This is a genomic window from Streptomyces sp. ME19-01-6, assembly GCF_033793745.1.
GTDB lineage: Bacteria > Actinomycetota > Actinomycetes > Streptomycetales > Streptomycetaceae > Streptomyces.
The window spans coordinates 67,581-80,000 of sequence record NZ_JARAXF010000009.1 but is presented as its reverse complement, the minus strand read 5'-3'; the positions used below and the strand labels follow the sequence as shown (position 1 = coordinate 80,000).

Annotated in this window: 10 protein-coding genes; 6 read left to right on the top strand and 4 right to left on the bottom strand. The window is 71.7% G+C overall.

The window, feature by feature from the left end; all coding sequences use genetic code 11:
* Positions 1 to 18: 18 nt before the first annotated feature.
* On the bottom strand, positions 19 to 1,854 hold the full coding sequence (locus tag PV419_RS21920) for a phosphatidylglycerol lysyltransferase domain-containing protein (protein ID WP_319691412.1): 1,836 nt from the start codon (positions 1,852 to 1,854) through the stop codon (positions 19 to 21).
* Between the two features lie 137 nt (positions 1,855 to 1,991).
* Between PV419_RS21920 and PV419_RS21915 the strand changes: the two genes are divergently transcribed.
* Positions 1,992 to 3,125: an alpha/beta hydrolase gene (locus tag PV419_RS21915; RefSeq protein WP_319691410.1), complete on the top strand. Its 1,134-nt coding sequence runs from the start codon at positions 1,992 to 1,994 to the stop codon at positions 3,123 to 3,125.
* Between the two features lie 159 nt (positions 3,126 to 3,284).
* On the opposite strand, the gene PV419_RS21910 is transcribed toward PV419_RS21915, so the two are convergent.
* Complete coding sequence (locus PV419_RS21910) at positions 3,285 to 4,487, bottom strand: betaine/proline/choline family ABC transporter ATP-binding protein (RefSeq protein ID WP_319691408.1); 1,203 nt, start codon at positions 4,485 to 4,487, stop codon at positions 3,285 to 3,287.
* Positions 4,488 to 4,609: 122 nt separating this feature from the next.
* Here PV419_RS21910 and PV419_RS21905 point away from each other — a divergent pair, with 122 nt between their 5' ends.
* The 4 genes from PV419_RS21905 (at position 4,610) to PV419_RS21890 (ending at position 8,523) form a co-directional block, all read left to right on the top strand.
* Positions 4,610 to 5,356, top strand: a complete 747-nt coding sequence (locus PV419_RS21905; protein ID WP_319691406.1) for an ABC transporter permease — start codon at positions 4,610 to 4,612, stop codon at positions 5,354 to 5,356.
* Positions 5,356 to 6,111 carry an ABC transporter permease gene (locus PV419_RS21900; RefSeq protein WP_319691404.1) on the top strand — a complete coding sequence of 252 codons (756 nt, stop codon included), beginning with the start codon at positions 5,356 to 5,358 and terminating at the stop codon, positions 6,109 to 6,111. The genes PV419_RS21905 and PV419_RS21900 overlap by 1 nt, the downstream gene beginning before the upstream one ends.
* Before the next feature lie 88 nt (positions 6,112 to 6,199).
* Complete coding sequence (locus PV419_RS21895; protein WP_319691402.1) at positions 6,200 to 7,132, top strand: ABC transporter substrate-binding protein; 933 nt, start codon at positions 6,200 to 6,202, stop codon at positions 7,130 to 7,132.
* Between the two features lie 320 nt (positions 7,133 to 7,452).
* Positions 7,453 to 8,523: a hypothetical protein gene (locus tag PV419_RS21890; RefSeq protein ID WP_319691400.1), complete on the top strand. Its 1,071-nt coding sequence runs from the start codon at positions 7,453 to 7,455 to the stop codon at positions 8,521 to 8,523.
* Positions 8,524 to 8,582: 59 nt separating this feature from the next.
* Here the strand turns inward: PV419_RS21890 and PV419_RS21885 are convergent, their stop codons facing one another.
* Both PV419_RS21885 and PV419_RS21880 read right to left on the bottom strand, forming a co-directional pair.
* Positions 8,583 to 9,725, bottom strand: coding sequence for an NADH-quinone oxidoreductase subunit D (locus PV419_RS21885; RefSeq protein WP_319691398.1), 1,143 nt, complete (start codon positions 9,723 to 9,725; stop codon positions 8,583 to 8,585).
* Complete coding sequence (locus tag PV419_RS21880; protein WP_319691396.1) at positions 9,722 to 11,008, bottom strand: SAM-dependent methyltransferase; 1,287 nt, start codon at positions 11,006 to 11,008, stop codon at positions 9,722 to 9,724. Before PV419_RS21880 ends, PV419_RS21885 begins: the two co-directional genes overlap by 4 nt.
* Positions 11,009 to 11,117: 109 nt before the next feature.
* On the opposite strand from PV419_RS21880, the gene PV419_RS21875 reads away from it, so the two are divergent.
* On the top strand, positions 11,118 to 12,332 hold the full coding sequence (locus PV419_RS21875) for a sensor histidine kinase (RefSeq protein ID WP_319691395.1): 1,215 nt from the start codon (positions 11,118 to 11,120) through the stop codon (positions 12,330 to 12,332).
* The last annotated feature ends 88 nt before the right edge of the window (positions 12,333 to 12,420 follow it).

Sequence of the window (12,420 nt, the reverse complement as noted above, 5' to 3'; positions counted from 1 at the left end):
CCCGGTCGTGCGGGCGCGTCACGCGGCCTGTTCGAGGCTGCCGCGCGGGGCCGCGGCGGCCTGGTGGGCGCAGGGCCTCGGCTCGGCGCGCCGCCCGCGACGCAGCAGCCGGGGCAGGGCCAGTGAGACGAAACCCTCGGCCTGCATCGCGGCCAGGCCGATTCGCGGCAGGTCGCGCGTGTGGCGGAAGACCACGAAGCGCGGCTCCCAGCGCGGCTGGAACTTGGCGTTGAACTTGTACAGCGACTCGATCTGGAACCAGCGCGACAGGAACACCAGCAGCGCCCGCCAGCCGCGCAGCACCGGCCCCGCGCCCAGCTTCTCGCCGCGTGCCAGCGCGGAGCGGAACATCGCGAAGTTCAGCGACACCCGGGCGACCCCGAGCCCCCCGGCGGCCTGCAGGGAGGCGACGATCAGCAGCTCGTTCATGCCCGGGTCGGCGCCGCGGTCGCGGCGCATGAGGTCCAGCGACATCCCGTCCCGGCCCCACGGAACGAAGTGCAGCACGGCCTTGAGGTCCCCGTACGGGCCGGGCTCGGTGCCCTCATCGGGGGCCTTGTGGGCGGTGGCGATGACCGAGTCCCCGTCCGCCGGGTCGCCGATCCGGCCCAGCGCCATGGAGAAGCCGCGCTCGGTGTCGGTACCCCGCCAGTCCGCCGCGGCCCGCCGGATGGTCTCCAGCTCGTCGTCGCTCAGGTCGCAGGCGCGGCGTACCCGGGTCTCGTACCCGGCCCGCTCGATGCGCTTGACCATCTGGCGGACGTTCCGCATGGCGCGCCCGGACAGTGTGAAGTCCGCCACGTCCACGATCGCCTCGTCGCCCAGCTCCAGCGCGTCGAGGCCGGTCTCCCGGGTCCACACCTCGCCCCCGGTCTCGCTGCACCCCATGACCGCCGGGGTCCAGGAATGCGCCCGCGCCTCCTCCATGAAGCGGGAGATGGCGCCCGGCCAGGCCTCCACATCGCCGACCGGGTCGCCGCTGGCGAGCATCACACCGGAGACGACCCGGTAGCAGACCGCGGCCTTGCCGCTCGGCGAGAAGACCACGCCCTTGTCGCGGCGGAGCGCGAAGTGACCCAGCGAGTCACGGCGCCCGTGCGCGGCGAGCAGGGCGCGCAGCTGCTCCTCGTCCGCGGGGGTCAGCCGGGCGGCGGGGTGCTCGGGGCGGAAGGCGAGGTAGGCGGTGGTCGCGACGGTCAGCAGGCCGAGCGCGCCGAGGGAGTAGCCGACGGTGTAGTCCGCGCCGTCCCGGTAGCCGATCGGCCCCTCGAAGCCGAACAGCCCCCACAGCACATGCTCCAGCTGCTCACGGAACGACGGCCGTCCCACGACGTCGTCGGGGTGCGAGCGTACGATCAGCAGCCCGATCCCGACGCTCGCCGCGCCCAGCACCACGAAGTTGGCCAGCGCCATCCAGCGGCTGCGCGGATCCGGCAGCGCCGCGAACTCCCGGCGGTAGCGGATCATGACGCCCAGGAGCACCAGGGAGAGAACCGCCCCGCATATGGAGTGCCGGTACAGCAGCTGGGCGGCCGCGCCGACGGGCAGCAGCCCCACGGCGGCGACCCAGGCGCGCCGCTTACGCCGCTTCAGCCCATGGGCCAGCATGAGCAGCAGCAGCCCCACCACGATGGACGCGGCGGCGGCCAGCGAGCTCACCGCGCCCGGCAGCACGTCGGCGAGGGCGTGCACCTTGCTGTAGCGGAGGCGTGGGAAAACGATGTTCAGCAGCCCGATCAGCGTGCAGGCCGTGCCCACGGCGGTCGGCACAGCCTCCGGCCGGGGTCCGCGCGGCAGCCTCCGCACCCGGGAGGCAACCCTTCCGGACTTTTCGGCATCTTGCCTGTCAGACATTCGCTTTCCCGTCGCTCCGGTCTAGAGACCCGTCTCTGACGCAGCATCTGGACATTTTGCGCCTACCAAGACGGACTTTGACGGGGCGGGGTTCCATCGCGGCACGGGGGAGCCGGCCGCCCGGCAGAAAGATAGTGATGGGTCTTACGAGCAACAACGTCGTGATGGTGTCAGTCGTCGCGTCGGTGCTGCTGTTCGGCGCCACGATCTGGCTCTGGCCCCGGCTCGCCCGCCGCGGAGTGGCTCCGGTGCTCGGCCGGGTCGGCATGCTCTTGGTCACGCAGGTGTCGCTGTTCGCCGCGTTCGGCCTGTTCGCCAACCAGTCCTTCGGCTTCTACGGCTCCTGGTCCGACCTGTTCGGCACCGAGACCACGCCGGGTGTGGTCGTGAACCACGACGCTCCGGGCAGCACCCGGGTGCAGGTCACCGACATCCGGAAGATGAACGTGCCCGGCGGCTCGGCGCCGGCCTCCGCCGGGCGGATCGAGAAGGTCACCATCAAGGGGCCGCTCTCCGGGCTGGCCAGCGCCGCGTATGTCTATCTGCCGCCGGAGTACTTCCAACCGGAGTACTCCCGGCGCGACTTCCCCGCCGCGCTGGTGCTGACCGGGTACCCGGGCACCACCGAGGCGCTGATCAACGGCCTGAAATACCCTCAGAATGCCCATAAATTGGTCAGAGGCGGCAAGACGCAGCCGGTGATCCTGGTGATGATGCGACCGACGGTCGCCCCGCCGCGCGACACCGAGTGCATGGATGTGCCCCAGGGCCCGCAGACCGAGACGTTCTTCACCAAGGACGTGCCGACCGCCGTGGCCGGCCACTACCGGGTGGGCGTGCACGCCCGTAACTGGGGCGTCATCGGGAATTCCACCGGCGGCTACTGCGCGTTGAAGATGGCCATGCGCCACCCCGAGGCCTTCTCCGCCGCGGCCGGTCTCTCCCCCTCGTACAAGGCCCCGATCGACGTGACCACCGGCGATCTGTTCGGCGGCAGCAAGCAGTTGGAGCGGGAGAACAACCTGATGTGGCGGCTGGACCACAAGCCCGCGCCGCCGGTGTCCCTGCTGGTCTCCAGCAGCGAGCACGGTGAGAAGAACTACAAGGACACCGTGAAGTTCGTCGAGAAGGTCAAGGAGATCAACCGCCGGGGGGAGCCCACCAGGATCTCCTCGATCATCCTGAAGACCGGCGGCCACAACTTCAACACCTGGAAGCGCGAGGTGCCCGGCGCGCTGGAGTGGCTGGGCGGCCGCGTGAGCGACCGCTGAGCTGTGTGGGATTGCGTTGTGTCAGCACCCGCTGAGCGGCGCGGGAGCAGGCACCCGCGCCCGCTGAGCCGCGCGGGAGCGTGCGCCGAATCCCGCTGAGCCGCGCGGGAGCAGGCACCCACGCCCGCTGAGCCGCGCGCGCCGGGCCGCCGCGCGCGTTCACACGTCGGCGACCGTCTGCAGCTCCACCTCCGCGCGGGCGATGCCGCCCGCGTCGGCGTCGATCGAGCGGCGCAGCGCCTCGTGGAGGCGGGCGGGGGTGAGCACGCCGACGAATCGGTCGTCGTCGAGGACCGCTATCCAGCCCGCGTCGTGCTGCAGCATGGTGCTGAACGCCTGCTTGAGCGAGGAGCCGACCGGCAGCCACGCCTCCATGCGGCGGGCGTGGTCCCGTACGGTCCCTCCGGCCGGGCCGCCGCCCGTCGCCTTGCCCGCCGTGCCTGTCTCGCCCGCCTCCTCCGCCGCGTCCGCAGGGATCCAGCCGTGCAGCCGGTCCGCGTCGTCCAGCACGACGGCCCAGCGCGCCCCGCCGGCCGACAGCCGGGCGGCGGCCTTGGCCAGCGGGTCGTCGAGGTGGACCACCGGGGGCTGTTCGAGGTCGCCCGGCTCGATGGGGGTGACGGACAGCCGCTTCAGGCCGCGGTCCGCGCCGACGAAGTCCGCGACGTACGGCGTGGCGGGCGCGCCCAGCACGGACGCGGGCGTGTCGAACTGCTCGATCCGCCCGGCCCCGTACACCGCGATGCGGTCGCCGAGCCGGACCGCCTCCTCGATGTCGTGGGTCACCAGCAGCACCGTCTTGCGGACCTGGGACTGCAGCCGCAGGAACTCGGTCTGCAGCCGCTCGCGCACCACCGGGTCCACGGCCCCGAACGGCTCGTCCATCAGCAGCACCGGCGGGTCGGCGGCCAGCGCCCGGGCCACGCCGACCCGCTGGCGCTGGCCGCCGGAGAGCTGGTCGGGGTAGCGGTCACCGTAGACGGAGGGGTCGAGGCCGACCAGGTCGAGGAGTTCGGCGGCGCGGTCCCGGCCCTTCTTGCGCTGCCAGCCCAGCAGCGCCGGGACGGTGGCGGTGTTCTCCAGCACGGTCTTGTGCGGGAAGAGGCCGACCTGCTGGATGACATAGCCGATGCGGCGGCGCAGCTTCACCGGGTCCACCGCGGCGATGTCCTCGCCGTCCAGGAAGATCCGGCCCGAGGTCGGCTCGATGAGCCGGTTGACCATCTTCATGGTGGTGGTCTTGCCGCAGCCCGAGGGGCCGACGAGCGTGACCAGTTCGCCCTCCGCGACCTCGAAGGACAGCTCGTCCACGGCCGTCGTGCCGTCGGCGTAGCGCTTGGTGACGTTCTCGAAGCGGATCATGACTCCCCATTGTGGCCGCATTCCGGGTTTGAATTGTTGCTGTTGTGTGGCGAGCCGACGAGATTGTCGGTGCCCGGGGTTAGGGTCGCCAGGTCACCGGAGACTGACGGGGAGGTGACCGAGTGGCCGGGCAGAACTGCCTGATCAGCAATGACTGGATCTGCGGGGAATATGTACGTACGCGCAGTCAGGAGCTGACGGACGCGACGGTCCAGCATGTGTGGATCACGGTGGCGTCGGTCGCCATCGGTTTCGTGGTCGCTTTTCCGCTGGCGCTGCTGGCCCGCCGATGGCGGTCCGTGGCGGGACCGGTGCTGGGGCTGACGACGATCCTCTATACGGTGCCCTCGCTGGCGATGTTCTCGCTGCTGCTGCCCTTCTTCGGGATCTCGGCCGCGGTGGTGATCACCGGCCTGGTGCTGTACTCGCTGACGATCCTGGTGCGCAACATCATGGCCGGGCTCGCCTCGGTGCCCGAAGAGGCCCGAGAGGCGGCCCGCGGCATGGGCTACGGCCCGGTGCGCCTGCTGCTCGGCGTGGAGCTGCCGCTCGCGCTGCCCGCGCTGATGGCCGGGCTGCGGATCACCACGGTCTCCACCGTCTCGCTCACCACGGTCGGTGCGATCGTCGGCTACGGCGGCCTCGGCAACCTCATCTACGAGGGCATGAACAGCTTCTTCAAGGCCCAGGTGCTCACCGCGTCGGTGCTGTGCGTGGCCCTGGCGGTCGTGGCGGATGTGCTGCTGCTCGCCCTGCAGCGGGTGCTCACGCCGTGGGCGCGGGGAGGAACAAAGAAGGCGCGGAAGGCGCAGAAGAGGGCGCAGGAAGAGGCGCGGGAGAGGGCACAGCAGAAGGCGAGGACGGCCTGATGGGGGTCATCGGCGAGGCCTGGTCATGGCTGGCCACCGGGTCGCACTGGTCGGGCACCGACGGCGTGTGGCATCGGCTCGGTCAGCATCTGTACCTCACCTTCGTCTGTCTGGCGATCTCGTGCGCGATCGCCCTGCCGGTCGCCGTCGTGCTCGGGCACATCGGCAAGGGGGGCGCCCTCGCGGTCAACATCTCCAACGCGGGCCGCGCGGTGCCCACCTTCGCGGTCCTGGTCCTGCTGCTGCTCAGCCCGCTGGGGACGCACGGCGACTGGCCCACGATCATCGCGCTGGTGCTGTTCGCCGTTCCGCCGCTGCTCACCAACGCCTACGTGGGGATGCGCGAGGCGGACCGCGAGGTCGTCGAGGCGGCGCGCGGCATGGGGATGACCGGCGGTCAGCTGGTGGCCAGGGTCGAACTGCCGCTCGCCTTCCCGCTGATCATGACGGGGGTGCGCTCGGCCGCTGTCCAGGTGGTGGCGACCGCGACGCTCGCGGCGCTGCCCGGCGGCGGCGGGCTCGGCCGGATCATCACGGCGGGCTTCCGGATCACCGACACCGCCCAGGTCGTGGCCGGGGCGGTGCTGGTCGCGGCGCTCGCGCTGGTGGTCGAGGGCGTGTTCGTCGGCCTGCAGTGGCTGCTGGACCCGATGCGCCGCAGGCGCGTCAGGCCTGCGGCCACGGAGCGGCGCCCGCCCGCGGACCAGGCGCCGAAGGCTCCGGCTCTGACCGGCTCGGCAGGTCGGCCCTCGTAAACAGGTGTGCGGTCCACGGCGATGTGGGCGTGCTGAATATTCGTGACGTCTCATGACATCTCATGTCATCTATAAACAGGGAATTCCAATGAGCAAGATCTTCCGCGTGGCCGGGGTGGCCGCGACCGTCACGGCGCTGGCGGCCGGCCTCACCGCGTGCGGTGGCGACAGCCTGGAGAAGAAGAGCGAGGGCTCGGTGGTGGTCGGTTCCGCCAACTTCACCGAGTCCAAGATCCTCGCGGCGCTGTACGTGGGGCTGCTGGAGGACGCGGGCTATAAGGCGTCGATCAAGACACTCGGCTCGCGTGAACTGTACGCACCGGCTCTGGAGAAGGGCGAGCTCGATGTCGTGCCGGAGTACGCGGCCACGATGGCCGAATATCTGAATCTGAAGAAGAACCCGAAAGCCAAGCCTGTCGCTTCCCCGGATGTCGACGCCACGGTGAAGGCGCTCCGGGAACTCGCCGGGCCCCGCGGGCTGAAGGTGCTGGAGCCCGGCAAGGCCGTCGACCAGAACGCCTTCGCGGTGCGCAAGGACTTCGCTACGGAGCACGGTCTCAAGACGCTCTCCGACCTCGGAAAGTCCAAGCAGAAGATCAAGTTGGCGGCGGGCGACGAATGCCCCAAGCGTCCCTTCTGCCAGCCCGGCCTGGAGAAGACGTACGGGATAGACATCACCGGCATCGACTCCGTGGAGGTTGGCAGCGTCCAGGCCAAGCAGGCGGTCAAGGACGGCAAGGACCAACTGGTGCTGACCACGACCACCGACGCCACCCTCAGCCAGTTCGGACTCGTCCTGCTGGAGGACGACAAGAAACTGCAGAATGCCGACAACGTCCTGCCCGTCGTGAATGCGAAGTCCGCGGGCTCGAAGAAGATCGCGAACGCGCTCAACAAGCTCAACGAGGTGCTGACCACCGCCGATCTCACCGAACTCAACAAGAAGGTGGACGCGCAGCGGCTCAAGGCGTCCGACGTCGCCGAGGACTACCTGAAGGAGAAGGGACTCGTGAAGGACTAGTTCCGTGAAGAACTAGTGAAGTGCTGGGTCGGGATGGGTTATTGCCAGGGCCCGCGCGCACTTCGCCGGCCTATCGACGGCGGATGGCACGGTGGTTCCAAGGCGGATCCCTGACGGATCTATGGCGGATCCACGGCGGATCGGGCGCGGAATTTGGCGGGGCGGGGCCCCATAGGGGCCGCCCGCACGGTAAGTTTCGGGCCATGCCACGTGGACGCCACCGCCAATCCCCACCTCTGCACAGGCTACTTCCCCCTTTGTCGGTCGCAGCCGCGTCAATAGCGTGCGCCTCCGGTGCCTGGCTGGTCGGCGATACGGTCGTGATCCGTGGCCTCGCGGCGACCGCGGCAGCCGCCGCGGTCGTCGGCGCCGTCCTGATGCGCGGCTGGGACCGCTCCGCCGGGCGGCGGGTCGCCGAGGTCGCGAGCGAGAGCGCGCGGCAGGAGCTGAAGTACGAGGACCGGATCGCCGAACTCGAAGCGGACGCCGAGAAGGCCGCCGAGCTGCAGACCGCGCTCAACACCAAGCTGCGCGCCAAGCGGGCCGAGCTGGCCCGGCTGCGCAACGAGCACGCCTCGCTGCTGCGCCGCTACGCCACGGCCGAGACGGAGCGGGCCAGTGCTCTGGAGGGCCGCCGCCGGCTGGCGCTGGAGGCCGCGGCCCCGGCCCCGGCCGAGGAGCTGGAGTACGAGCCGTCGACGCCCCAGGCCCCGGCCTCTGAGGCCCCGGCCCCCGGCGCCCCCGTGGCAGGGGCTCCGACCGCCGAGGCGTACGCGCGGGCCGACGAGGCGCTGCGTCACCTGGTGCGCAATGCGCGCAGGCAGCGCGAGGAGCGCGAGCGGGTCCCACGCCAGCCGCGCGCCGAGGAGCGCGCGGAGGGTGAGCGGGCGGAGGGCACGGCGGGCGAGCGCGCGGACGGTGACCGTGCGACAGGTGACCGCGCGACAGCTGACCCTGCGACAGGGGACCGACAGCAGGTCGTGGACCAGCCGGTTCAGGACCAGTCGGTTCAGGACCAGCCGGTCGAGGGCCAGGCGGCTGCCGCCGCGCCCGTGGCCCGGGAGTCCCGGCCCCACGCCCGTACGGCCACCTCCGCCGTGGTTCCCTACGCCGCGGCGCGCCGGGCCGCCTCCCGCGCGGAGGGCGGCTTCGACTACTTCGGTACGCAGAAGAAGCAGCCCAAGAAGCAGCAGCCAGAGCCTGTCGAGCCCGCTGCCGAGTCGCTCGCGCCGACCGAGCCCGCCGCGCCGGACGAGGACCTCGCCGACGTGATCGGCGCGGAGACCCTCGCGGAGGCCGGGAAGGGCGCCGTGGGTGAGGTCATCGACCTGACCGAGCACGACGAGACCGAGCACATCGAGATGCCCGAGCTGCGCAGCGCGATCTCGTAGGGCCGCCGCAACGTCCCGTCGGCTACTTGTACCGGTTGTACCGGCTGCTTATTTGCTGATCATTTGTCGATGTCGCCGACGACGAAGAAGAGCGAGCCGAGGATGGCCACCATGTCGGCGACCAGCGTGCCCGGCAGCAGTTCGGTCAGCGCCTGGATGTTGTTGTACGACGCCGACCGCAGCTTCAGCCGGTACGGCGTCTTCTCACCCTTCGAGACGAGGTAGTAGCCGTTGAGGCCGAGCGGGTTCTCGGTCCAGGCGTAGGTGTGGCCCTCGGGCGCCTTGAGTACTTTGGGCAGCCGCTGGTTGATCGGCCCCGGCGGGAGCTCCGCGATCCGGTCCAGGCAGGCGTCCGCGAGGTCCAGGGAGTTGTGGGTCTGCTCCAGCAGGCACTCGAAGCGCGCCAGGCAGTCGCCTTCCTCGCGGACGACGACCTTCAGGGTGTCCCGCAGCTCCCCGTACGCCAGGTACGGCTCGTCGCGCCGCAGGTCGAAGTCGACGCCCGAGGCGCGGGCGATGGGGCCGCTGACCCCGTAGGCGTGCACCGTCTCGCGCGCCAGCACGCCCACTGAGCGGGTGCGCCCCCGGAAGATCTCGTTGCCGAGCACCAACCGGTCGTACACATCCATGCGCGAGCGGACCTCGGCCACCGCCTGGCGCGCCCGGCCGAGCCAGCCCGCCGGGAGGTCCTCCTTGAGGCCGCCGACCCGGTTGAACATGTAGTGCATCCGGCCGCCGGAGACCTCCTCCATGACGTGCTGGAGGTCCTCGCGCTCGCGGAACGCGTAGAAGATCGGGGTGATGCCGCCCAGCTCCAGAGGGTAGGACCCCAGGAACATCAGGTGGTTCAGCACCCGGTTCAGCTCGGCCAGCAGGGTACGTGTCCATACGGCGCGCTCGGGCACCTCCATGCCCAGCATCCGCTCGACGGCGAGGACGACGCCCAGCTCGTTGGAGAAGGCGGAGAGCCAGTCGTGGCGGTTGGCGAGCATGATGATCTGGCGGTAGTCCCGCGCCTCGAACAGCTTCTCCGCGCCGCGGTGCATATACCCGATCACCGGCTCGGCGCTCTGGATCCGCTCCCCGTCCAGGACGAGGCGCAGCCGCAGCACGCCGTGGGTGGACGGGTGCTGCGGGCCGATGTTGAGCACCATGTCCGTGCTCTCGGCGGCACCGCCGATGCCGACTGTCGTCTCCGTCATGAGCCCAGTCTCTCAGCCGCCCCTTCGCCACCCTGCCGCCCCGGCCCCAGCAGTCCGCCGCACGCCGCGACCGTCGGCTGCAGCAGCCAGGTGAAGCCCCCGAGCCCCGCCGGGTCCAGCAGCTCCGCCGCCTCGCCCGCCCCGCTCAGCGCGCGTACGTAGGCCGCCGGGTCGCTGGCGGCCAGCGCGAGCGGCGGCCGCCGCCCCTCGACGCCGAGGGCGCGGAGCGCGTCGCGCTGGGGGAGGGTGACGGGGGCGAGCGAGGGATCCGTAGGCGGGGTATCCACGGGTGAGGAATCGACGGGTGAGAGATCTACGGGCGAGGGGCCCATGAGCGAGGGATCTACGGGCGAGCGATCCACGGGCGAGCGATTTCCGGGCGAGCGATCCGCGGCCGAGCGATCCGCCGCCCTCAGCACGGCCGCCGCGCCCGCCGCCGCGCACGCGTCGATCGCCACATGGGAGGTCAGATCGCAGGAGCCGTCCGGCACGGGCCGCACCTCACGCCCCTCGCGGAAGCCGGTCAGCGTCCCGAAAAGGGGCCGCGCCCCGCGCTCGTGCGCGTAGTCCACGGCGACCGCGAGCCCCGACCGCAGGGCCCGTACCGCCGCCGCCCACGCCTCGTCCCGCGGCCGGCCGATCTCCGCCCGCAGCCCGGGCTCGTCCCCCGCCGACGGCCACCAGCGCGCCAGCCAGTCCGCGTCCGCGCCGCCCACCGGCTCGCCCAGCCGTTCGGCGCCGTCCTCGGGGGCGACCAGGACCCGGCGCGGAACCCCGTCCGCATCGGTCTCCGCCACATCGACGGGGACGTTGTCGAGCCATTCGTTGGCGAAGAGGAGCCCGGCGAGGCCGTCACGCGGTAGCTCATCGAGGTCCCCCAGCCAGGCGATCCGGGGGTCGAGGCCGGGCGGCCGCGGCGCGCGCTCCACGGCGTACGGGCGCAGCCGCTCGGCCAGCGGCTCGTCCCGCCGCCCGCCCGGCCGCCCGCCAGGCGGGGGGGCCGGCCGGGCGGGCATCCCCGCCGCGCACGCGAGCACGCCGGTCAGCAACTCGCCCCGCCCGGCGCCCACATCCACGAAGGCCAGCTCGTCCGGGTGTCCCAGCGCCCGGTCCACCCGCGCCAACAGTTCGGCGACCGCCGCCGCGTACCGGGGGGAAGCATGTACCGATGTACGGAAATGCCCGGCTGGTCCTTCCGTACGCCGGAAGAACCCTTCCGGTCCGTAGAGGGCGTGTTCGGTGGCGTCACGCCACCCCGGCCATGCCCGCGTCTCGCTCGCCACACCCCTACGCTAAGCGGAGCGGCATCCACCTTGGGTCGTAGGGCGGCGGCTCACGGATCGCCCGTCCGGCTGACCCTCGGACGTATCCGCCATGCCTACGCTGGGTGACGTGCAGCGCCTCTACGATTTCCTCCGCAGGCACCCGACAGGGGTGGACAGCTTCTGGGCCGTCCTCCTCTTCGGTTTCTCACTCCTGTGGATCGTCAAGGCGCCCATGCCCTCGGTGCCGCGCGCCGCGGCCGTGCCGGTCGTCCTCGCGCTGTGCGCCGCCGTCGCACTGCGCCGCCGCGCACCCGAGAAGATGCTGATCCTCGTCACGGGGTGCGGGCTGGCCCAGCTCGCGCTCAACGTGGAGCAGAACCCCGCCGACTTCGCGATGCTGGTCGTCGTCTACACGGTGGCGGCCGAGGGGGAGCGCTGGGCGTCCCGCTTCGCGCTCGTCGCGGCGCTGGCCGCGCCGCTCCTCGCCACCCTCCGCTGGCCCGGCGCGGACCACCCCGAGGGCGGGGAACGGACGTGGTGGGGCGCCGCCATCGCCACGGTCTTCACGACCATCCCGTTCGTCCTGGCCTGGGTGCTCGGCGACTCCATCCGCACCCGCCGCGCCTACTACGCCCAGCTGGAGGAGCGCGCCGCGCGTCTGGAGAAGGAGCGCGAGGCGCAGGCCAAGGTGGCGGTGGCCGCCGAGCGGGCGCGGATCGCGCGCGAGCTGCACGACGTGGTCGCGCACAACGTGTCGGTGATGGTGGTCCAGGCCGACGGCGCCGCGTACGTCATGGACGCCGCCCCCGACCAGGCCCGGCAGGCCCTGGAGACGATCTCCGGCACCGGCCGCCAGGCGCTCGCCGAGATGCGGCGGCTGCTCGGCGTGTTGCGCTCGGGGGCGCCCAGCGACGACAGCGACTACGTCCCGCAGCCGGACGTGGACCAGATAGACGACCTCGTGGAGCAGGTGCGCGGCGCCGGGCTGCCGGTGGACTTCAAGATCGTGGGCAGTCCGCGCCCGCTGCCCAGCGGCGTCGAGCTGACCGCCTACCGCATCGTGCAGGAAGCGCTCACCAACACCCGTAAGCACGGCGGCCCGGACGTCGGCGCCAGCGTGCGACTGACCTACTTCGACGACGGGCTCGGCCTCCTCGTCGAGGACGACGGGCGGGGCGCGCGGCAGGAGGTGTACGAGGACGGCGGCGCGGACGGGCAGGGGCACGGCCTGATCGGGATGCGGGAGCGGGTCGGCATGGTGGGGGGCACCCTCGACGCGGGCCCGCGGCCGGGCGGCGGCTTCCGCATCAGCGCGCTGCTGCCGCTCAAGTCGGCCGGCTGAGCGGCCGCACCGACCGGCCGCACCGACCGGCCGCGCGGCCGGTCAGTAGTGTCACCACGCACACCGTGATCCGCTCACCGTGATCCGC

Bases quoted from the DNA above. Each gene is read 5' to 3' on its own strand.
- PV419_RS21910 (WP_319691408.1), bottom strand. From the start codon at position 4,487: ATGATCCGCTTCGAGAACGTCACCAAGCGCTACGCCGACGGCACGACG.
- PV419_RS21915 (WP_319691410.1), top strand. From the start codon at position 1,992: ATGGGTCTTACGAGCAACAACGTCGTGATGGTGTCAGTCGTCGCGTCG.
- PV419_RS21895 (WP_319691402.1), top strand. From the start codon at position 6,200: ATGAGCAAGATCTTCCGCGTGGCCGGGGTGGCCGCGACCGTCACGGCG.
- PV419_RS21900 (WP_319691404.1), top strand. From the start codon at position 5,356: ATGGGGGTCATCGGCGAGGCCTGGTCATGGCTGGCCACCGGGTCGCAC.
- PV419_RS21885 (WP_319691398.1), bottom strand. From the start codon at position 9,725: ATGACGGAGACGACAGTCGGCATCGGCGGTGCCGCCGAGAGCACGGAC.
- PV419_RS21920 (WP_319691412.1), bottom strand. From the start codon at position 1,854: ATGTCTGACAGGCAAGATGCCGAAAAGTCCGGAAGGGTTGCCTCCCGG.